Origin of the sequence: Kitasatospora sp. SC0581 (genome assembly GCF_048159585.1) — a bacterium.
Taxonomy (GTDB): Bacteria; Actinomycetota; Actinomycetes; order Streptomycetales; family Streptomycetaceae; genus Kitasatospora.
Map to the genome: position 1 here is coordinate 66,965 of NZ_JBLRWA010000006.1, position 18,227 is coordinate 85,191.

Annotated in this window: 16 protein-coding genes and 1 pseudogene; 7 read left to right on the top strand and 10 right to left on the bottom strand. The window is 73.7% G+C overall.

The window, feature by feature from the left end:
* Positions 1-263: 263 nt before the first annotated feature.
* On the bottom strand, positions 264-3,773 hold the full coding sequence (locus tag ACLWS4_RS12830) for a hypothetical protein (RefSeq protein WP_416874173.1): 3,510 nt from the start codon (positions 3,771-3,773) through the stop codon (positions 264-266).
* A gap of 309 nt (positions 3,774-4,082) precedes the next feature.
* On the opposite strand from ACLWS4_RS12830, the gene ACLWS4_RS12835 reads away from it, so the two are divergent.
* Both ACLWS4_RS12835 and ACLWS4_RS12840 read left to right on the top strand, forming a co-directional pair.
* The gene (locus ACLWS4_RS12835) at positions 4,083-4,472 is read left to right on the top strand and encodes a peptidoglycan-binding domain-containing protein (RefSeq protein ID WP_117489846.1); all 390 of its coding nucleotides are present in this window, start codon (positions 4,083-4,085) and stop codon (positions 4,470-4,472) included.
* A 254-nt stretch (positions 4,473-4,726) separates the two neighbouring features.
* Complete coding sequence (locus tag ACLWS4_RS12840) at positions 4,727-5,083, top strand: peptidase inhibitor family I36 protein (RefSeq protein WP_416874174.1); 357 nt, start codon at positions 4,727-4,729, stop codon at positions 5,081-5,083.
* Positions 5,084-5,099: 16 nt separating this feature from the next.
* Here the strand turns inward: ACLWS4_RS12840 and ACLWS4_RS12845 are convergent, their stop codons facing one another.
* The 5 genes from ACLWS4_RS12845 to ACLWS4_RS12865 form a co-directional block, all read right to left on the bottom strand.
* Positions 5,100-5,507 carry a hypothetical protein gene (locus ACLWS4_RS12845; protein WP_416874175.1) on the bottom strand — a complete coding sequence of 136 codons (408 nt, stop codon included), beginning with the start codon at positions 5,505-5,507 and terminating at the stop codon, positions 5,100-5,102.
* Positions 5,508-5,649: 142 nt separating this feature from the next.
* A complete protein-coding gene (locus ACLWS4_RS12850; RefSeq protein WP_416874176.1) occupies positions 5,650-6,111 on the bottom strand; it encodes a hypothetical protein in 462 nt (153 codons plus the stop codon).
* 133 nt (positions 6,112-6,244) lie between these two features.
* Positions 6,245-7,201, bottom strand: a complete 957-nt coding sequence (locus ACLWS4_RS12855; protein WP_416874177.1) for a hypothetical protein — start codon at positions 7,199-7,201, stop codon at positions 6,245-6,247.
* A 133-nt stretch (positions 7,202-7,334) separates the two neighbouring features.
* The gene (locus tag ACLWS4_RS12860; protein ID WP_416874178.1) at positions 7,335-7,604 is read right to left on the bottom strand and encodes a hypothetical protein; all 270 of its coding nucleotides are present in this window, start codon (positions 7,602-7,604) and stop codon (positions 7,335-7,337) included.
* Between the two features lie 353 nt (positions 7,605-7,957).
* Positions 7,958-8,227: a hypothetical protein gene (locus ACLWS4_RS12865; protein WP_416874179.1), complete on the bottom strand. Its 270-nt coding sequence runs from the start codon at positions 8,225-8,227 to the stop codon at positions 7,958-7,960.
* A 380-nt stretch (positions 8,228-8,607) separates the two neighbouring features.
* Here ACLWS4_RS12865 and ACLWS4_RS12870 point away from each other — a divergent pair.
* Positions 8,608-9,051, top strand: a pseudogene (locus ACLWS4_RS12870) (helix-turn-helix transcriptional regulator); the annotation flags it as partial.
* Positions 9,052-9,135: 84 nt separating this feature from the next.
* On the opposite strand, the gene ACLWS4_RS12875 reads toward ACLWS4_RS12870, so the two are convergent.
* From ACLWS4_RS12875 to ACLWS4_RS12885, 3 genes are all read right to left on the bottom strand, one after another.
* A complete protein-coding gene (locus ACLWS4_RS12875; RefSeq protein WP_416874180.1) occupies positions 9,136-10,353 on the bottom strand; it encodes a hypothetical protein in 1,218 nt (405 codons plus the stop codon).
* Positions 10,354-10,397: 44 nt separating this feature from the next.
* A complete protein-coding gene (locus ACLWS4_RS12880) occupies positions 10,398-11,624 on the bottom strand; it encodes a hypothetical protein (RefSeq protein ID WP_416874181.1) in 1,227 nt (408 codons plus the stop codon).
* Between the two features lie 278 nt (positions 11,625-11,902).
* On the bottom strand, positions 11,903-12,235 hold the full coding sequence (locus tag ACLWS4_RS12885) for a hypothetical protein (protein WP_416874182.1): 333 nt from the start codon (positions 12,233-12,235) through the stop codon (positions 11,903-11,905).
* 311 nt (positions 12,236-12,546) lie between these two features.
* Between ACLWS4_RS12885 and ACLWS4_RS12890 the strand changes: the two genes are divergently transcribed.
* Both ACLWS4_RS12890 and ACLWS4_RS12895 read left to right on the top strand, forming a co-directional pair.
* Complete coding sequence (locus ACLWS4_RS12890) at positions 12,547-13,761, top strand: histidine kinase (protein WP_416874183.1); 1,215 nt, start codon at positions 12,547-12,549, stop codon at positions 13,759-13,761.
* A complete protein-coding gene (locus tag ACLWS4_RS12895) occupies positions 13,758-14,465 on the top strand; it encodes a response regulator (RefSeq protein WP_380778241.1) in 708 nt (235 codons plus the stop codon). The genes ACLWS4_RS12890 and ACLWS4_RS12895 overlap by 4 nt, the downstream gene beginning before the upstream one ends.
* Positions 14,466-14,596: 131 nt before the next feature.
* Here ACLWS4_RS12895 and ACLWS4_RS12900 read toward each other — a convergent pair whose 3' ends face one another.
* Positions 14,597-16,009 (bottom strand): amidase, encoded by a 1,413-nt coding sequence (locus ACLWS4_RS12900; RefSeq protein WP_117489864.1) that lies wholly within the window; start codon positions 16,007-16,009, stop codon positions 14,597-14,599.
* Between the two features lie 134 nt (positions 16,010-16,143).
* Between ACLWS4_RS12900 and ACLWS4_RS12905 the strand changes: the two genes are divergently transcribed.
* Both ACLWS4_RS12905 and aroA read left to right on the top strand, forming a co-directional pair.
* Positions 16,144-16,818 (top strand): TetR/AcrR family transcriptional regulator, encoded by a 675-nt coding sequence (locus ACLWS4_RS12905; RefSeq protein WP_416874184.1) that lies wholly within the window; start codon positions 16,144-16,146, stop codon positions 16,816-16,818.
* A gap of 160 nt (positions 16,819-16,978) precedes the next feature.
* Positions 16,979-18,226 carry a 3-phosphoshikimate 1-carboxyvinyltransferase gene (aroA, locus tag ACLWS4_RS12910; RefSeq protein WP_416874185.1) on the top strand — a complete coding sequence of 416 codons (1,248 nt, stop codon included), beginning with the start codon at positions 16,979-16,981 and terminating at the stop codon, positions 18,224-18,226.
* The last annotated feature ends 1 nt before the right edge of the window (position 18,227 follow it).

Consider the following 18,227-nt stretch of genomic DNA (forward strand, 5'->3'; position numbering starts at 1 on the left):
GCGACGCTCTCGGGTGTCGTCGGCCGGCTGGTCGGCGGACGTCGAACGAGGTCATCTGGTAGGCGTTCGTGGGCGTGCAGGTGTGGAGATAGACGCCGGAGGCCCGGTGGCGTCGGCGACACCCGCGCTGAGCACGGTCGTGAGAGTTGTCCATCGGACCTCTCATTGCCGCTGGTCAGCGAATTCTGTCGGTCGGCCACAGATGAACGGCCGGTTGATCTTCGGATCAACCGGCCGTTCTTTGTTGTCCGGACGCGCGGGGTTCAGTGCTTGTCGTAATGGCGGCAGAGCAGGACGCCGCCGAGGACGGTGAAGAAGGTGTCGAGGCCGGCCTTGACCGTCGCGATCACGAAGCCGGAGTCCGGTTCCTTGAGCATGATCCGGTTGTTCAGCAGGGCCGTCGCGGGGGAGATCGCGAGCAGGACCTGTGCCGCGCCCTCGTCGGCGTCCTCCGTCGTGCCGTCGACGATCCGGGCCACGGCCCCGCGCAGGTTCCAGAAGCAGCCCTTGAGCATCAGGAGGACGGGGATCGGGTCCCCGGCGTCCGCCAGTTTCGAGAGCCACCCCTTGAACGCGGTCCGGTAGACCACGGCCAGGACCGCGAACGCCAGGGCGAACAGGGTGGCGACGAGGGCGATGGCCCAGCCCGGCGTCGTGGTCGTTTTCAGCACGGTGGTCGCGATGTCGAAGACCACGAGGGTGAACAGCAGGTTGGCGACCTGGACGAGCGGGCCGAGGTAGGGCCAGTCAAGGTCCTGCGCGCTCTCGTAGGCGAGGAGGTCGCCCGCCGCGTAGAAGGCGAACTGCATGGTCTGCAGGATCGCCGCGACCAGCAGCCACGTCTTGTCCGTGGGGGTGAGCGTGTCCCTGGGGGCGGACCCGTGCCTCAGGGCCTCCAGCGGGGTGGACTTCTCGGGGAAGGGCTCGGCGCCCTTGCCCTTGATCAGCCGGTAGACCAGTGTCACCGGGAGCGCGCCGAGGAGGCAGACCGCGCCGTTGACGGTCAGTGGCGCGTCCGGATCGCCGGCCTGCTTGGCGATCCACTTCCAGAGCTTCCCGAGGATTCCGGCGTCGCGTTCGGCGGTCAGCGCCGTCTTCAGCTTGCCGACGGCCTTGGAGACCAGGTCGACCATCGCGTGGACCAGGACGTCCCCGAAGTCGAGGGCCGCCAGGGCCAGTTGCTCGAACGATTCGAGGAGCTTGGCGAGGGTGGAGGCCTTGAGGTCCTGGGGGTTGGCGGCGAGTTTCGTGAAGCCTTCCAGTAGGTCACTTACGCCGTTGACGAACTCCCCGCCGGCCTGCTTCAACGTGGGGGCGCAGGCGTTCCAGGCGTCGTCGTCGACGATCTCCTTGTCGCCGGCCTGCGACGCGACCGACATCCCGGCCGCCTTGTCCTGGAACCAGTTGAGGTGGGCGTTGCCCCCGCCGAGGTCGGCGAGTTTCGCGTCCCCGATGACGGGCACGTCCTGCTTGCCCTTCCCGGACCAGGTGTCGAAGCTGCCGACCGTCGTGTCCCCGAGCTTGGCGCGGGCGCCGTCGAAGGTCCTCTGGACGCTGTCCCTCTCTTTCTTGATGAAGTCGTCGGCGAGCTTGCCGACCTCGGCCACGGCGGCCTCGGCCTTGTCGAGCATGCTGAGGACGGAGCCCTCGAAGACCTTCTTGGTGCGCCAGATCGCGGGGAAGTCGAACCACGCGGCCAACCAGTCGACGACATTGAGGAGTTTCGAGCCGATCACGTTGAAGACGCTGCCGATGAAGCCCCAGACCGCCTCGATCGCCTTCTTCGCCGAGGTCCAGAACGTCTTGAGCTCCGTCCCGATCCGGGCGATCACGGCGAGGATGCCGTTCTTCGTGTCGAAGGTGATGCTCACGGGTGTGACGACCCCGCTGTGCAGGCCCGCGTGGAGGTCCCCGAAGGCGATCGGGGAGTCCTCCCAGGAGTCGTCGGGAGCCTCCGGCGCATTGAGCTCCTCGTACACGAGCTCCGGGGCGCCGGTGCCTTGCCGCACCGACAGCCGGAAGCTGGGCGCGTCCTGCGACATCGGACTGGCCTTGTAGCCGGCCATGGCCGTGATCGCCTTGGCTGCCGGCACGGCGACCAGTTTGGACTTCGCAGCCCAGGGCGCCAGGGAGTCGTGGGTCGGGTGCCCGGCCTGGCCGGGCACCTTCGCGCCGGCCAGGGCACCGCTGCCGAAGTCGGGCAGGGGGCCGGCGGGGTTGGTGAGGTTGAGCTTCTTGTTCTTGGTGCCGCGCAGGTAGTCCTCGGTGTCCCGCGAGGGCCGCAGGGCGACGTCGTCGATCCCCGGGACCTTGAGGATGAGGTCGGGAGCGGACAAACCGGTCGGGGTGAAGGTCAGGGTGATCCTGCCGAACAGGTCGGTTTTCAGGGGGGTCGGCTGGTCGGTGATATCGGTGACCTGGCCGTCGAAGGCGACCTCGCCCGAGGTGTTGCCGGGGGCGCGGGCGAGGGTCACATGCTGCCCCGGCATGGGCGCACCGAACTGGTCGAGGAGGGTGGCCTCCAGCCGGTAGCGCTTGACCTCCTTGACGCCCGCCGCGGGGTCGTGGACGTGCACCCGCCGCCACAGGCCGGTGGCGCTGTCCTGGACGTCGAGCCGGAGCTCGTTCCTCGTCTCGTCGCCGGGCTCGGTGCCCGCCTCGACCAGGAAGACGGTCGAGGTCTCCAGCGGCGAGGGCGGCGTGGCGACGGCGACCACGTCCTTCTGGAGCGGGATTCCCGGCAGTGCCGCGCCCTGGGCGGGCAGGCGGTGGATCCAGCAGACGTGCTGCGCGTCGACGGCGTAGACGGTGTGACCGCCGCCGGCAGCGGGGTGGACGGCGGCTTGGACGATGTTCCCGGCGTTGAGCCGCTCGCCGGCGGTCAGGGCCCTGGCGGCGTCGTCGTAGCGCATGGTCCACAGCGCGCCTGCCGTGTCGGTCACCAGGAACACCGCGCCGCCTGCGCTGGCGAAGCCACCGACCACGTGCTGTGGCCGGATGTCGGACAGATCGACGGCAACGTGTTCCTGGGCATCCGTATCGCCCTTGACCCGTGAGGCGAACAATCCACCCTGCTGCAGCATCCCCAGCAGCACGAAGTCCGTCTCAGAGAGCATCACCACGGTGTCGTCGTTCACCGGCTGGTCCGCGAGGGAGATCTCGACGCACCTGCTGGGGAGGTCGACGCGGACCCGCGATGCCCCACCGTCGTACGGCACGGGATGTCCCAGGGGCGTGTACGTCGCATTGACGGTCTCGTAGAGCAGGATCTGCGGTTCAGTGACGGACGAGGGCGCGGTCCAGGTGCCGTCCGGGAGGAGTTCTGAGGTGAACCACTGATTGGAGGGCGCCTCCTTCCCGTCATAGTCGTACCTGACACGGATCTGAGTGACCACCTTGTGGGAACTGTTCTCCGGTTCCAGGTACACCGTGAGGTCGACGAAGGACCAGTCGGCCCGTTTGGCCTGTTCCTGGAGCCAGCTCTCGAACGGGCTGGTGACGCGCCAGCCCGTCGGGGTGCCCAGGGCGCGGGCCACGTGCCGGATGTCGGGCACCCGGCCCTCCCGGGGACAGAACACCAGGGCCTGGTGCCCGTCCGAGTCCGAACCCGCCTTCTCTCCGGGGTTGTGGAACGCGAGGACCGGCTTGCGGCGGGCGGTGTCCACAATCACCGGCCCGCCCAGGACCACGTCCTGGCTGAGGACTTGGGTGACCTCCACCCGGTCTGCTGTGCGGCTGCGCAGCCGCCGGTCGGTCTCGCTCGGCGCCATCATGAGCGGCTCCATTTCGGTTGGGAGGCGAACCAGCTTGGTTCGCGCACTGTGTACCCGGGCCGTGAGCGCGCCCGTGCGGCGAACGGTGACGTTCCCACCAACAGCCCTTTCCGGAGGGAAGACGGGCAGAGACCGTCCCCGCAGGGCAGACCGGCGGGCCGGGGGCAAGGGTTTCGACCAGGGGCGAATTCCTGGCTCCGGCGCGCCGATCGGAGCATCGTCGTCACCAGCGAAGCCACGCCGGCCCCGCGACGGACGACGATCCGCGGGGGGCCGGCGCCAGCCGGAACTCAAGGAGAGGCACTGATCATGCGCATCAACACCTGGACCCGCCGCGCCGCCGCCCTGGCCGTGGGCGCGACCGCCGTCGTCGCCCTGACCGCCGGTTCCGCCAGCGCCGCGAGCACCCTCGCGAAGGGCAGCTCCGGCTCGGCCGTCGGCTGCCTCCAGCAGGGCCTCAACTACGTGGACAGCGCCGGTCTCCAGGTCGACAACGACTTCGGCGGCCTCACCTACAACGCCGTCGTGCACTACCAGAGCGGCCACAGCCTGAGCCCGGACGGCGTCGTCGGCCCGGCCACCGGCGGCTCCATCAAGAACGCGGTCAGCCGGGCCTACAACGCCTCGAACCACGGCGGCGACCACTCCCCGGAGCTCGGCGCCTGGCTGGTCAACTGCAGCGGCCAGCTCCCGGGCTGACGCGGGCCGCGGCGGGCCGGGTGCACCCGGCCCGGTGAGTGACTGACGAGGGGCTCGGCGGCCTGGCCGTCGAGCCCCTTCGCGTGCCCTTCCCCATGGTCGGATGACGGATTCGCCACCACGCCGCCCGGTGTGTGTACTTACGACTTTCCCCGGCGCCGTTTACCCCTCCCCTCCGGGGTGGGATCCCCCTCCCGAACGGCGATACCGCCGATCACCGGTGCATCGGAAGGGAGTTGGCGTTGGAGTGGTCCGTGCCGAGACGGGCGGCCGTCTCGCTGACCGCCGCCGCCATCGCGAGCGCGGCCGTGATCCCGGCGGCGGGCGCGCCGTCCGTGCCCCGGCAACTCGCCCGGCCCCGGGGCCGTACGGTGTGCGCGTTCACCGAACTCGACTTCCACGGCCTGCTGGTGCACATCCGGCAGCCGCGGCTGCTGATCGAGCCGCCCGTCGAGAGCGTGGTCAACACCAGCCACGTCGCCTGGTGCTTCTACGAGTCGCCCGCGTACGGCGGCCTCGCCGTCACCCTCGAACCGGGCCGCGGGGCCGCCAGCTTCCCGTACCCGGTGCAGTCCGCGCGGCCGGTGGGGGAGGACGGCTCCAGCGACTGATGCCGACACCGTGGGGTCAGGTGCAGAGCTTGTCCTCCGGGCCGGCCTCGCTGACGATCACGTTCCTGTTCAGGTCCACGTCGTAGGTCCAGTACGCGGTCCACAGGCCGGTGCCGCTCTGGAGCTCGGAGTCGAAGGAGTGCCGGACGGCCGTGCCGTCCTCGGAGGTGACGTAGCGGAAGGCGACGCGGTTCGCGGTGGAGCCCGGGTCGGGCCTGCCGCGGGTGAGGGTGACGAAGTCGGTCCAGTCGTAGGTGGCGCCGTCCCAGCCGAAGTGGATCCGGCCGTTCTCGCACCTCAGCGGGCGCACCTCGGGGCCGCTGCGGACATGGGCCGTCCGGTCCGAGGGGGCTGCCGACGCGGTGCTCGCGAAGGTTCCCGCAAGCGCGCACGCGGCGGCTGCCACGACCCAGGGGTTCCTCATTGCCTCGCCTTCCTTCCTGTGGTGGTCGAATGCCGTGGCCGGCCGGTCCTCCCGGCCCGCCACGGGTGACGGCCGGTCCTCCCGGCCCGCCACGGGTGACGGCCGGTCGACCCGACGGTCGACCGGCCGGTGCCGAGAGGGCTCAGCTGCAGAACTTGCTGCTCGGGCCTTCCTCGCTGACGATCACGTACGTCTCCGAGTCCGCGTCGCGGGTCCAGTACGCGGCCCACAGGCCGGTGCCGCTCTGGTACTCGGAGTCGAACGAGTGCCGGACGGCGCCGGCGGAGGAGACGAAGGCGTAGGCGAGGCGGTTCCTGCTGGTGTCGGCCGGGTCGGGCTTCGTGGTGTAGAGGCCGACGAAGTCGGACGAGGTGCGGGGGGTGCCGTCCCAGCCGTAGAAGATGTGGCCGTTCTCGCAGGTCAGCGGGCGCAGTTCGGGGTCGCCGGGGACGACGCCCCGGCCGCCGGAGGGGGCGGGCGGGACGTGGGTCGCGACGGGTCTCGGGCCGGTGTCCGCGGGCCGGGCGACCGCTGCCGACGCCGTGCCCGCGAAAGCGCCCGCAAGTGCGCAGACGGCGGCTGTTGCGACCCGGAGGTTCTTCATGTCCTCGCTTCTCCCTTGTTCGCGGGACCGCCCACCGATCCCGGTCTGCCTGCGTACCAATCGGAGGCCCCGGGGCAGACCGTGTGACCGGGATTTGGTTCGAATGGCGGCCGTCCCGTACCGGCCGTTCCGGCTACCGGCCCTCCACGCGGCGGGCGCGGCGGAGGACCTCAAAGACCGCCACGCCCGCGACGGCTCCGAGCGCCAGCAGCGCGGCCACGGTCGCCGCGTCGGGAGCGGTGACCGGCTGGGCGCGCAGCGCCTGCCAGAGGAGGACGAGCACCAGGCCCAGGTAGGCCGCCCCGGCGATCCCCATCAGCGCGACCCGGTGGTGCTCGGACAGCCCGCGCGGCCGGGTGGCGAGGAGGAAGCCGAGCAGCGGCAGCACCTGGAGCGCGTGGAGGCCGAGGAAGTGGGGGATCCGCAGGTCGCCGCCGAGGGTGCTCCAGTCGGTGACGGGCATTCCCGGGCCGCCGTCAGCGAGCCCGACGGTGTGCGCGCCGACGACGGGCAGGCCGTGGCCCCGCCTGGCGGCCGCGCGCTGCGGGGAGGTCGGCAGCGTCATCAGGAACGCGACGGCCATGCCGAGGGCGCTCACGGCGATGCCCAGCCGCAGCCCCCACGCGAACACCGGCGGCCGCACCCGCTGACGCAGCAGCAGCACGACGACCACCAGGGCCATCGCCCAGGTGGCGACGATGAAGGCGGCCATCGTCATCCACACCGCCGTCGCCGCCGGGGTGGCGAAGTTGAAGTGGCTGGTCGTGCCGGCCGCCGCCGCGGCGGCGATCAGGGCCATCTCGACGACCAGCGACACGGCCGTCACCCGGGAGACGACCCGGACGAGGCGGTCGTGGCCGCGGACGAAGGTGAGCAACCAGAGCAGGGTGAGGGTGTAGAGGCCGATCGAGAGCGCGAAGCGGGCCGGTTTCGCCCAGGCGGGCTGCCCGGTGATCGACCGGGGATCGGCGAGCAGGCCGACCAGGGCGACGGCCAGCATCAGGGTCATCAGGGCGGCCGTGCCGGCCAGCGGCCGGTTCGCCGCCCATGCCCGCCGCGCCAGTTCCGAGGGCCTGGGGGCCCGGGTCATGGGGTTCCTCTCCGGGTGGGGACACGGGAACGGCCGGTCGACCTCGTGGTCGACCGGCCGTTTCGTCATTCCGGGATCCGGTTCAGCGGGGGCCCTGTCCCGGGGCCCCGTACGTCCGGTGGTGCGGGGTCCGTCAGCCGTTCACCAGGGTGGCGCCCGAGCCGGTGAACCCACCGGTGACGCCCTCGTCGTCGGACCAGATCCCGAAGTCGGCGTGCGAGACGCCCTCGGGGCTGACCGAGGACTCGGCGCCCGCGACACCGGCGCCGTCCGGGCCGGCGGTGAAGAAGCCCTGGCCCCAGGCCGCGTTGACGCCCCCATGGGCCGAGGCGATGCCGGCGGCGCCGATCACGAGCGGGACGGTGAGGGCGCTGACGGCCAGGACACGCTTGAGAGCACGCATGGTGGTTTCCTCCGTGGGATTCGAGGTCATGAGCGGCGGCGCCGATCGGCCCGCCGGAACCAGCCAGACACGCACCGCCAGCCCCCGCAAGCGAGGCCGCCATCCGAACAGGCCTAACGGTTCGTCAGACGCGCCGCGCCGACCTGCGGAAATGGCCGATCGGGCGATCATCCGCCGAGGTCGTTCGGGCGGAGCAGCCCTGCGGGCCCGCGGCATGGGGTTCCTCTCCGGGCAGGCCCATGGGAACGGCCGGTCGACCTTCGTGGTCGACCGGCCGTTCCCTCATTCCGGGATCCGGTTCGGCGGGGGCCCTGTCCCGGGGCCCCGTACGTCCGGCGGCGGTGCGGGGATCGTCAGCCCTGCTGCCAGGTGGCGCCCGAGCCGGTGAACGAGCCGGAGACGCCGCTGTCGTCGGCCCAGACCCAGAAGTCGGCGTGCGAGACGCCTTCGGGGCTGACCGAGGACTCGGCGGCCGCGATGCCGGCGCCGTTCTCGTTGGCGATGAACTGGCCCTTGCCCCAGGACGCGTCCAGACCCTCCTGGGCCGAGGCGAGGCTGGCGGTGCCGATCACGAGCGGGACGGTGAGGGCGCTGACGGCCAGGACACGCTTGAGAGCACGCATGGTGGTTTCCTCCGTGGGATTCGAGGTCATGAGCGGCGGCGCCGATCGGCCCGCCGGAACCAGCGGGACACGTGCCGCCGCCCCGCGCAAGCGGGGTCGCCATCCGAACGGTGCCCACGGTGCGTCAGGCGCGCCGCGCCGACCTGCGGAAACGGCCGCTCGGGCGGTCGATCGCCGAGGTCGTCCGGGCGGAGGAGGCGGTGCGTCAGGAGACGCGGCGGCGGCCGGCCGACCCGAGGGCCGACCGGCCGCCGGGCGCACGGGGCCGTGGATTGCGGTTGGCCTCGTTGGCGGACGAGCCCGACCCCGTCCTGGTCACCCGGGTCGGCACCGGCGCCCTCTACCTCGACCGCCTCGGCGCGGTGTCCTCCCGGCACGCCATGCTGCTGGAGGCGTCGGCCGCCCTCTGCGCCGAGGACGACCGGGACGCCCTGCGCCGCTTCGCCCTCGCGCTGGACACCCCCGGAGCCGACCGGTGGTGCTTCGACCAGGCCCGGGTCCGGCTCGCCCACGGCGAACGGCTCCGCCGGGCCCGGGCGACGGTCCGGGCCAGGGTCCAACTCGCCGCCGCCCTGGAGGTGTTCGAGGAGCCGGATGCCCGGCCGTGGGCCGAGCGGGCGCGGAACGAACTGCGGGCGACGGGCGCGAGCAGGCCGCGGTCCGACGCCTCGAACACCCACGGCCTGAGCGCCCAGAAGCTGGAGATCGCCCGCCTCGCCGCCTCCGGACTCACCAACAAGCAGATCGCCGAACGGCTGTTCCTCTCGCACCGGACCGTCGGCGGGCACCTGTACCAGATCTACGAGCGGCTCGGCATCACCTCCCGCACCATGCTGCGCGACGCCCTCGGGCCCGCGCCGGAGCGGGGCGGAGAACGGCCGGTCCGAGAGGGGACCGGCCGTTCCGCGTCAGGGCTTCCAGACCACGGGGTGGGACGCGACCGGCTGGCCGGCCGCGTTCAGCTCGACGGCGTGACCGGCGACCAGTCCGGCGTCGTTGATGTACCTGGCCTCGGCGTACGGGCTGAGCGGGGACGGCGGGAGCGTGACGGTCGTCCCGTCGGGCTGCCACAGCAGGGCGGTGGCGCGGGTCCAGTCCGGGCCCTGGGCGCTGCCGACGGCGGTACCCGCGTTGTTGACCGCCATGGCCTCGCTCTGCCGGCCCGCCGGGCCGCCGAGCAGGGTCTGGCTGCCGTCCGGGTTCCAGCGGGCGGCGAACGTGGAGTGCGCCGCGTCGAACGTGGCCCCGACGACGGTGCCCGCGCTGTTGACGGCCCGTGTCCGGCCGTAGCCGGCGTCGCGGACGGTGCCGTCGGCCGTCCAGACCAGCACCCGGTCGAACTCCGTGCCGCCGGCCCGCCGCCCGTGCCCGAGCACCACGCCGTCGTCGGTCATCCGGTCCACCCGGGCGCCGTCGACGCCCGGCGGGAGCGGGAGCGCGGTCACCGTGTCCGTCGGGCTCCAGAGCACCGGGGTCTCCTGGTAGTCGCCGTCGGCGAGGCGCCGTACGGAACTGCCGGCGACGAAGCCCGCGTTGGTGACGGAGGCGGTCGAGCCCATGGTGTCGCCGGGCAGCAGCGGCAGGTCGACCCGGGTGCCGTCGGCCCGCCACTTCAAGGGCTTGGGCTGGTAGACCTCGTCGTACGAGCCGCCCACCACGACACCGGCGTCATTGACCGCTCCCGCGCCGCCGCCGCGGACCCCGGCCGGCAGCTCCAGCGCGGTCGGGGTGCCGTCCGGGGCCCAGCGGACCGGGTGGTTGTCGCTCAGCGATACGAAGGAGGCCCCGACCACGGTGCCCGTGTCGTTGTACCCGCTCGGGCGGCTGGACAGGTCGCCGGGCAGCGGCGCCAGGACGGTGTAGCCGAGGTGGTCGGGGCTCCAGCGGATGGCGCGCGGACCGGACTGGCCGGGGGTCTTCGCGAAGTACTCGCCGACGACGGCGCCGTCGCGGCTCAGGCCCCACACCGTGCTGTAGGCGGTGTCCGGCGGGGTCGGCAGGAACTGCGGGGAGGCCAAGTAGTGGGCGGGAGTGGCAGCCGCCGCGGGTATCGGGCCGAGGAGCAGGGCGGCGGCCGTCGCGGCGGCGGCGAGGGCGGCCGTACGAGAAGTGCGTGAACCGGTCATGCGGAGAACTCCTGTTTCGTCGGGGCGACTACGGGTCGTGGCCATCAGGGCTTCCAGACCATCGCGCGCGGCAGCGACTGCTCGCCGGGCACGGTGGCGTGTCCGACGATCACCCCGGACTCGTTGACGAGGGAGGCCGAGGCGTACGGGCTGAGCGAGGACGGCGGGAGCGTGACGGCCGTCCCGTCGCGCTTCCACAGCAGTGCCGTGCCGTGGTCCCAGTCCGAACCCGTCGCGGTGCCGACGGCGGTGCCCGCGCTGTTGATCGTGCGCGCCGTGCTCTGTTGGCCTGCCGGGCCGTCGAGCAGCGTCCGGGTGCCGTCCGGGTTCCAGTAGGCGGCGTGCAGGGAGCGGGCGGCGTCGAACGCCGCCCCGACGACGGTGTCGGTGTTGGTGATGGAGTTCGGCCGGCCCTCGCCGATGTCCCGGACGGTGCCGTCCGCCGCCCAGAGCACCACCCGGTCGAGCTCGGTGCTCCCCTCTCGCCGTCCGGGGCCGACGATCACACCGGCGTCGGTGATCCGGTAGACCCCGGCCACGTCGATCCCAGGCGGGAGCGGCAGCGCGGTCACGGTGCCCGACGGGCTCCAGACCACCGCGCGCTTCCGGGGCTCGCCGCTGAGACGTCGTTCGGACCAGCCGATGACGAAGCCCGCGTCGTTGACGGCCGTGGTCGAGCCGGTGTCGTCGCCGTCCAGCAGGGGCAGGGCGACCCGGGTGCCGTCGGCCCGCCACTTCACGGGCACGGGGCGGAACACCGCGTCGTACGAACTGCCGATCGCGACACCGGCGTTGTTGATCCCGGACGCGCCGCCGCCCCGGGCTCCGGCCGGCAGTTCCAGGGCGGTCGGGGTGCCGTCGAGGGCCCAGCGGACCGGGTGGTTGTCGGTCAGCGACGCGAAGGAGACCCCGACCGCGGTGCCCGCCTCGTTCATGGCGCCCGGGCGGGTACCGGTCTCGCCGGGCAGCGGTTCCAGGGCGGTGTAGCCGAGGGTGCCGGTGTTCCAGCGGAGGGCGCGCGGGGCGAACCGGCCGGGTATGTCCAGGTAGCACTCGCCGAGGACGTCGCCCGCGTTGTTCAGGCTGGACGCGGTGCTGAGCGGGCCGGCGTTGGCGGGCAGCGGTAGGAGGTGGGGGGTCGGGAGCAGGTGGGAGGTCGGGAGCGGTGCGCCCGGGTCGGCCGTTGCGGCGGGTACCGGGCCGAGGAGCAGGGCGACGGCCGTCGCGGCGGCGGCGAGGGCGGCCGTGCGCGGGGTGGATGAACCAGCCATCCGGAAACTCCTGTCTCTTCAATGACCTTGTGGATCAAGCGAATTGACGTTCCGTCGGAGTCAGGCTGGTCGGGTGCCCGGTCCGGTGGCCAAGTCTCGGCCACCGTCCGTTCGTTGGCAGGCCGATCACCGAAACGGCCGGAATCCGCACCCCCGGATCCGCATCGGGCAGGTCGGGAGGGGTGCGGATCCGGGGCGGCGGCCGATTTCCCGTGGTTCGGCCGAGCGGGGCGGTGGGGGTGCCGGGGCGGGCGTCGTTGCGCCTCCGCCCGGCTGCGTCAGCCGGGTGCGATCGCCGGGCCGCCGCTGCCGGTGGTGCCCTCGGTGGCGTCCCGGCCGCCGCTCCAGCCGCTTCCGGAGCCGCCGCCGCCGGAGCCGCCGCCGGAGCCGCCGCCGGAACCCTGGACGTACACCGTGAAGGAGGTCAGGCCGGGGGGCAGTTCCCAGGCCCCACCGGCCCGGACGGAAACCCGGTAGGCCTGCGGGCCGCCGTCCCGCTGGGCGGGTGCGGCCGGGGCGGCCGTCGTGGTGCCGGTCGTGACGGCCAGTGCCGTGGCTGTGGACGCGGTCGCCAACAGGCCTTGCCGGAAGAGCTTTTGATTGATCGTCATCCTTGCGATGGTCTGATCTCCGGCGGCCCCGGCGGTGGCTTCGACCCCGAATCACGCGAACGAGTGGTCGCGTTCCGGCCGAGTTCGACGCGGGCCCTCGTCGGTGAAGGTCGGCGGCCCTCGGACGGGCGGCGCTCGGGCGGGCGGCGTGGGACCGCGCCCGGGGCCCCGCCGCGGGGAGCCGCGTCGCGCTCGGCGGAGTCGGCGGAGCCGGCGGGTGGCGGACGGCGCGGGGGCACGGCGCGGACCTGCGGAGATCCTCCCTCGATCGGGGGAGGGCGAGGGTGCGAAGGCCGGTGATACTGGCGGACATGATCAAGGGACTGAAGCCGCTGCTGCGCGGGTCGACGTATACGGGTGTGCTGTTCGCGGTGGTCGGGGCAGTGGCCGCGCTGCCGGTGGCGATGGTGGCGCTCGGGGTGCCGCTGGGCTTGTCGGGCCGGCCGGACTCGGTCTGGGTGGCGCTGCCCCTGTGGGCGGTGCTGCTCGGGCTGTGCGGGCTGCCCCGGGTGGTGCGCCGGGTGCTGGCGGCGGGGGCGCGCAGGACGCTGGGCGTCGCGGTGCCCGCCCCGGTGAAGGGGGCCGCCGCGGCGGAGTGGTGGCGGACGCCGGCGTTCGTGGTGGCGCACGTGGCACTGGGCTGGACGGTGCTGATCGGCGGCAGCACGCTGCTGGTGACGGCCGTGGCGCTGCCCGGGCGCTGGGCGGAGGGCACGGCGCGGGTCAGCCTCCTCGGCTGGGCCACGGACGTGACGGGCGTCTGGGCCTGGATCGTCGGAGTGCTCGCCCTGGTGCTCGCGGTGGCGCTGTTCGTGGCCGTGTCGGGCGCGCTGCGGTGGCTGGCGCCCCGGCTGCTCGGGCCCTCGCCGGCCGAGCGGCTCGCGATGGCCGCCGAGCGGGAGCGGCTGCTGGCCGAACGCAACCGGCTGGCCCACCAACTGCACGACTCCATCGGGCACACCCTGACCGCCGCCACCATCCAGGCCGCCGTCGCGGGCGAGGTGCTGGCCGACGACCCGGTCGCGGCGCGGGCCGCCATGCGCAGCATCGAGGAGTCGACCCGGGCCGCGCTGGAGGACCTCGACTACGTGCTCGGCGCGCTGCGCGAGGAGCAGTCCGGCACCGCGCCGACCCGCACCCTCACCGACCTGCCCGAGCTGATCGACCGGCTCCGGCACGCGGGCGCCGTCGTGGCGCCGCGCACCACCGGGGACCTGGCGCAGGTGCAGGGCACGCTCTCCCGGGCCGCGTACCGGATCGTCCAGGAGGGGCTGACCAACGCGCTGCGGCACGGCTCGGGCGGGACGATCGAGCTGCGGGTGGCGGCGGGGGCGGACGAGCTGGAGCTGAGCGTGGTCAACGGAGTGGCGGACGGGGCCGGGGCGGGCGGCTTCCCGACCTCCGGGCACGGCCTGCCCGGGCTGGCCGAGCGGGTGCGGCTGCTGCACGGCGAGTTCGAGGCCGGCCCGTACGGCGAGGGGCAGTGGCGGCTGGCGGTCCGGCTGCCGATGCGGTGGTCGGCGTGAGCGGGAGCGGTGAGGACAGGGTGGCCGACCCCGCCGCTGGGGCGGCGCCCGACGTCACCCTCCTGATCGCCGACGACGACCCCGTCACCCGCAGCGGCCTGAGCACCCTGCTGGGCGCCCAACAGGGCATCACGGTGGTCGGGCGGGCCGCCGACGGCGTCGAAGTGGTCCAGCAGGTACGGATGTTGCGCCCGGACGTGGTGCTGATGGACGTGCGGATGCCGCGTCGCAACGGGATCGAGGCGACCCGCGAACTGCTGAAGGACGCCGACCCGCCCAAGGTCGTGGTGATCACCACCTTCGAGAACGACGGCTATGTCACCGCCGCGCTGAGCGCCGGCGCCAGCGGCTTCGTGCTGAAGCGGCGGCCCGTCCCGCAGATCGCCGAGGCGGTACGGGTGGTGGCCGCCGGGGAGGCGGTGCTGTTCCCCGCCGCGCTGCGCCGGATGGTCGCGGCCCGGCCGCTGGAGTCGGCCGAGGCGCTGCCCCGGGCGGCGCTGACCGGCCGGGAGGAGGGGGTGCTGCGGCTGATGGCGACCGGGCTCTCCAATCCGGAGATCGCGCAGGCCCTCGCGGTGAGTCAGGAGACGGTGAAGACGCACGTCGGGAACGTGCTGGGCAAGCTCGGCGCGCAGAACCGGACCCACGCGGTGGTGATCGCGTACGAGAGCGGGCTGGTGGTGCCGGGGCTGCCCGGCGCCTGAGCGGCGGTGCGGCCACGGTGATGTGGCCACGGCGGGGGCAGCCCCGGCGGTCGGTGCGGCCTGCGGCCTGCGGCCTGCGGTGTGCGGGCGTGCGGCCTGCGGCTTACGGCCTGCGGCTTACGGCCTGCGGCTTACGGCCTCGGGTCGATCGGGGCGAGGGTGCCGAGGCGGTCCTCGACGGCCTGGGCGGCGGCCAGGCAGAGGTCCTCCCGGAAGGCCCGGCCGACGAGCTGCACACCGGTGGGGAGGCCGTCCGCGGCGAGACCGGTCGGGACGGCGACGGACGGGACGCCGACGAAGCTGGTCACCGAGCAGAGCCGCATGGCCGAGGCGACCCGGTCCCGGCCCGCCTGGTCCCGCGACTCCAGGCCTGGTTCGACCGGCGGCTCGGTGAACACCGGGCCCAGCAGCAGCGGGTACGCGTGCAGGAACTCCGCCCAGGAGCGGCGGATGTTCATCCAGGTGCCCAGCAGCCGGATCAGGCCGGGGCCGTCCACGGGCGGGGAGCTGCGCATCGTCAGCTCGATGAAGCGGTCGCCGCCCTCGCCCAGCAGCTGCCGGACGGCGGGCCAGTTCGGCGCGAACTCGGTGCCGGTCAGGCGGTGGTAGGTGTCGAGCGCCTCGTCCAGCCGCGGGACGTCGGGGACCTCCTGGACGTCGTACCCGGCGTCGCGCAGCGCGTCGGCGGCGGTCTCGACGGCGCGGCGGACGGTGGGGTGGACGCCGTGGCCGCCCGGGTCGGCGACGACGGCGACCCGGACGGGGGCGGCGAGCGGCTCGCCGTACAGCGGGACGGGCACGGCGCGCGGGTCGCGCGGGTCGGTGCCCGCCAGCGTCTCGTAGGCGAGCCGCAGGTCGGCGACCGTACGGGCCAACGGGCCGTCGGTGACCAGGACCTGGGAGGCCGGGCCGGGGTCGTCCGGGCCGATCAGGCGCTGGTCGGCGGGGAATCGGCCGGTGGTCGGATCGAGGGCGGCGACCCCGCAGAAGGAGGCGGGGATGCGGACCGAGCCGCCGGAGTCGTTGCCGAGCCCGAGCGGGGCCATCCCGGCGGCGACGGCCACGCCGTCCCCGCCGCTGGTGCCGCCCGGGGTGCGGCGCCGGTCCCAGGGGTTGTAGGTGTCGCCGTACAGCTCGCTGCGGGTGTGCATCCCGGCGAGGATCAGGGTCGGCAGGTTGCTGTGGCCGATCGGGATCGCCCCGGCCGCGCGCAGCCGGGCCACCGGGACGGCGTCGTCGGTGGCGACGTGGTCGCGGAAGCGCGGGGTGCCGAAGGTGGTGGCCACGCCGGCGATCGGGGTGCACTCCTTCACGGTGAACGGCACGCCCGCGAGCGGCCCGAGGGGCTCGCCGGCGGCCCGGCGGCGGTCGGTGTCCCGCGCGGCCGCGCGGGCCCGGTCGGCGAGGAGCTGGGTGACGGCGTTCAAGCGGGGGTTGACCTCGTCGATCCGGGCCAGGTGGCTGTCCACCACCTCCAGGGCCGACACCTCGCCGCCGCGCACGGCGGCGGCGAGTTCGGTGGCGGGCTTGCTCCACAGGGACATGGGGGCGCTCCTCGGCGGGTCGTCGGGCTCGTTCCGATGCGGTCGCATCGGAACGGAACGAACCCTAGCCCGGAACCGATACGCTTGCATCGGAATATCGAAGTTCGGAGAGCACGGCGGCGAGGAGGACGGGCATGCCGAAACAGGTGGACCACGAGGGCCGGCGCCGGCGGATCGCCGAGGCCGTCTGCCTGCTGGTGGACGAGCACGGGCTGGAGGGCGTCACCCTGCGGGACGTCGCCACCCGGGCGGAGGTCTCGATGGGGGCTGTCCAGCGCTGCTTCCGCACCAAGGAGGAGATGCTGCTGGCCGCGCTCGCGCACGTCGGGGAGCGGGTCACCGCGCGGGTGCGGAACCGGCTCACGGCCGGCCCTGCGCAGTCGGCGGCCACCGAACTCGGGCTGGTGGCGGGCGAGGTGGCGCTGCTGCGCGAGGAACACCGGGCCGAGGCCAGGATCTGGCTCGCCTTCGTCGCCGGGGCCGCCGTCAACCCGGCGCTGGCGGCCACCCTGCGGAGCAGCTACGCGGCGCTGGAGGAGCTGGTGGTGCGGCTGGTCGCGGAGGCGGCGGCCGGGCCGGCAGCCGGGGGATCGGCGCTGGGCGGGGCGACGGCGGGCGGGCCGGCGGCCGGGGGATCGGCGCTGGGCGGGGCGGACACCGCCGGGGCGGTGGACGCGCGGACCGAGGCCCGTACGCTGCTCGCCCTCGCCGACGGGCTCACCGCGCACGTACTGGTCGGGCACCGGACGGTGGCGGAGGCGGAGGAGGTCCTGCACACGCACCTGGCCGGGCTCTGGGCGCGCTGCTGAAACGGCCCCTCGGCACGCGGCTGAAGCCTTCGCCCACTGTTGTCGCCCCCGTCACCGTCCAGTCCGTGGATGGTCGGCCACGGCGGTGGCCGGGTCGGGCAGGATCGGGCCCGACGTCACCGGAGACACCTGTCGGACACTCGAGTTGGGAGAGCCTGCCGTGACTGCTGTGGAGATCCCCGGGTCCAAGTCCATCACCGCCCGGGCGCTGTTCCTGGCCGCCGCCGCCGAGGGCGTGACCACCCTGCGCCGGCCGCTGTCCTCGGACGACACCGAGGGCTTCGCGCAGGGGCTGGACACCCTCGGGTACCGGATCGAGCGGACGGCCGCGGCATGGCGGGTGGAGGGCCGCCCGGCCGGTCCCGCCGTCCCGGAGGCCGAGGTGTACTGCCGCGACGGCGCCACCACCGCGCGCTTCCTGCCCACCCTCGCCGCCGCCGGCCACGGCACGTACCGCTTCGACGCCTCCGCCCAGATGCGCCGCCGCCCGGTCGCCCCGCTCACCCGGGCGCTGCGCGACCTGGGCGTGGACCTGCGGCACGAGGAGGCCGAGGGGCACCACCCGCTGACGGTCCTCGCCGACGGCGTCCGCGGCGGTGAACTCACCCTGGACGCCGGGCAGTCCTCGCAGTACCTGACCGCGCTGCTGCTGCTCGGCCCGCTCACCCGGGACGGCCTGCGGATCACCGTCACCCGGCTGGTCTCCGCGCCGTACATCGGCATCACCCTGGCGATGATGCGCGACTTCGGGGTCGAGGTGAAGCGGGAGCGGACGCCCGCCGGCGAGCTGTTCGAGGTGCCCCCCGGCGGCTACCGGGCCGCCGACTACCCGATCGAGCCGGACGCCTCCACCGCCAGCTACTTCTTCGCCGCGGCGGCCCTGGCCGGCCGGGAGGTCACCGTCCCCGGCCTCGGCCGGGACGCGCTCCAGGGCGACCTGCGCTTCGTCGACGTGCTGCGGCGGATGGGCGCCCGGGTGGACGTCGGCGCCGACCGCACCACGGTGGCCGGCGAGGGCCCGCTCGGCGGGATCACCGTCAACATGCGGGACATCTCCGACACCATGCCCACCCTCGCGGCCATCGCCCCGTTCGCCACCGGGCCGGTGCGGATCGAGGACGTCCACAACACCCGGGTCAAGGAGTGCGACCGCCTGGAGGCCTGCGCCGACAACCTGCGCGCGATGGGCGTCACCGTGGCCACCGGGGACGACTGGATCGAGATCCGGCCCGGCACGCCCCGCCCGGCCGAGGTCATCACCCACTCCGACCACCGGATCGTCATGTCCTTCGCCGTCACCTCGCTGCGCACCCCCGGCATCACCTTCGACGACCCGGGCTGCGTGCGGAAGACCTTCCCGGGGTTCCACGAGGCCTTCGCGGCGCTGCGCGCGGAGTGGGGGGTCTGAC

Coding starts and splice junctions, on each gene's coding strand:
- ACLWS4_RS12850 (WP_416874176.1), bottom strand. CDS start 6,111: ATGAAGAACCTCCGGGTCGCAACAGCCGCCGTCTGCGCACTTGCGGGC.
- ACLWS4_RS12905 (WP_416874184.1), top strand. CDS start 16,144: ATGCCGAAACAGGTGGACCACGAGGGCCGGCGCCGGCGGATCGCCGAG.
- ACLWS4_RS12860 (WP_416874178.1), bottom strand. CDS start 7,604: ATGCGTGCTCTCAAGCGTGTCCTGGCCGTCAGCGCCCTCACCGTCCCG.
- ACLWS4_RS12830 (WP_416874173.1), bottom strand. CDS start 3,773: ATGATGGCGCCGAGCGAGACCGACCGGCGGCTGCGCAGCCGCACAGCA.
- ACLWS4_RS12865 (WP_416874179.1), bottom strand. CDS start 8,227: ATGCGTGCTCTCAAGCGTGTCCTGGCCGTCAGCGCCCTCACCGTCCCG.
- ACLWS4_RS12875 (WP_416874180.1), bottom strand. CDS start 10,353: ATGACCGGTTCACGCACTTCTCGTACGGCCGCCCTCGCCGCCGCCGCG.
- ACLWS4_RS12900 (WP_117489864.1), bottom strand. CDS start 16,009: ATGTCCCTGTGGAGCAAGCCCGCCACCGAACTCGCCGCCGCCGTGCGC.
- ACLWS4_RS12880 (WP_416874181.1), bottom strand. CDS start 11,624: ATGGCTGGTTCATCCACCCCGCGCACGGCCGCCCTCGCCGCCGCCGCG.
- ACLWS4_RS12890 (WP_416874183.1), top strand. CDS start 12,547: ATGATCAAGGGACTGAAGCCGCTGCTGCGCGGGTCGACGTATACGGGT.
- ACLWS4_RS12855 (WP_416874177.1), bottom strand. CDS start 7,201: ATGACCCGGGCCCCCAGGCCCTCGGAACTGGCGCGGCGGGCATGGGCG.
- ACLWS4_RS12845 (WP_416874175.1), bottom strand. CDS start 5,507: ATGAGGAACCCCTGGGTCGTGGCAGCCGCCGCGTGCGCGCTTGCGGGA.
- ACLWS4_RS12835 (WP_117489846.1), top strand. CDS start 4,083: ATGCGCATCAACACCTGGACCCGCCGCGCCGCCGCCCTGGCCGTGGGC.
- ACLWS4_RS12885 (WP_416874182.1), bottom strand. CDS start 12,235: ATGACGATCAATCAAAAGCTCTTCCGGCAAGGCCTGTTGGCGACCGCG.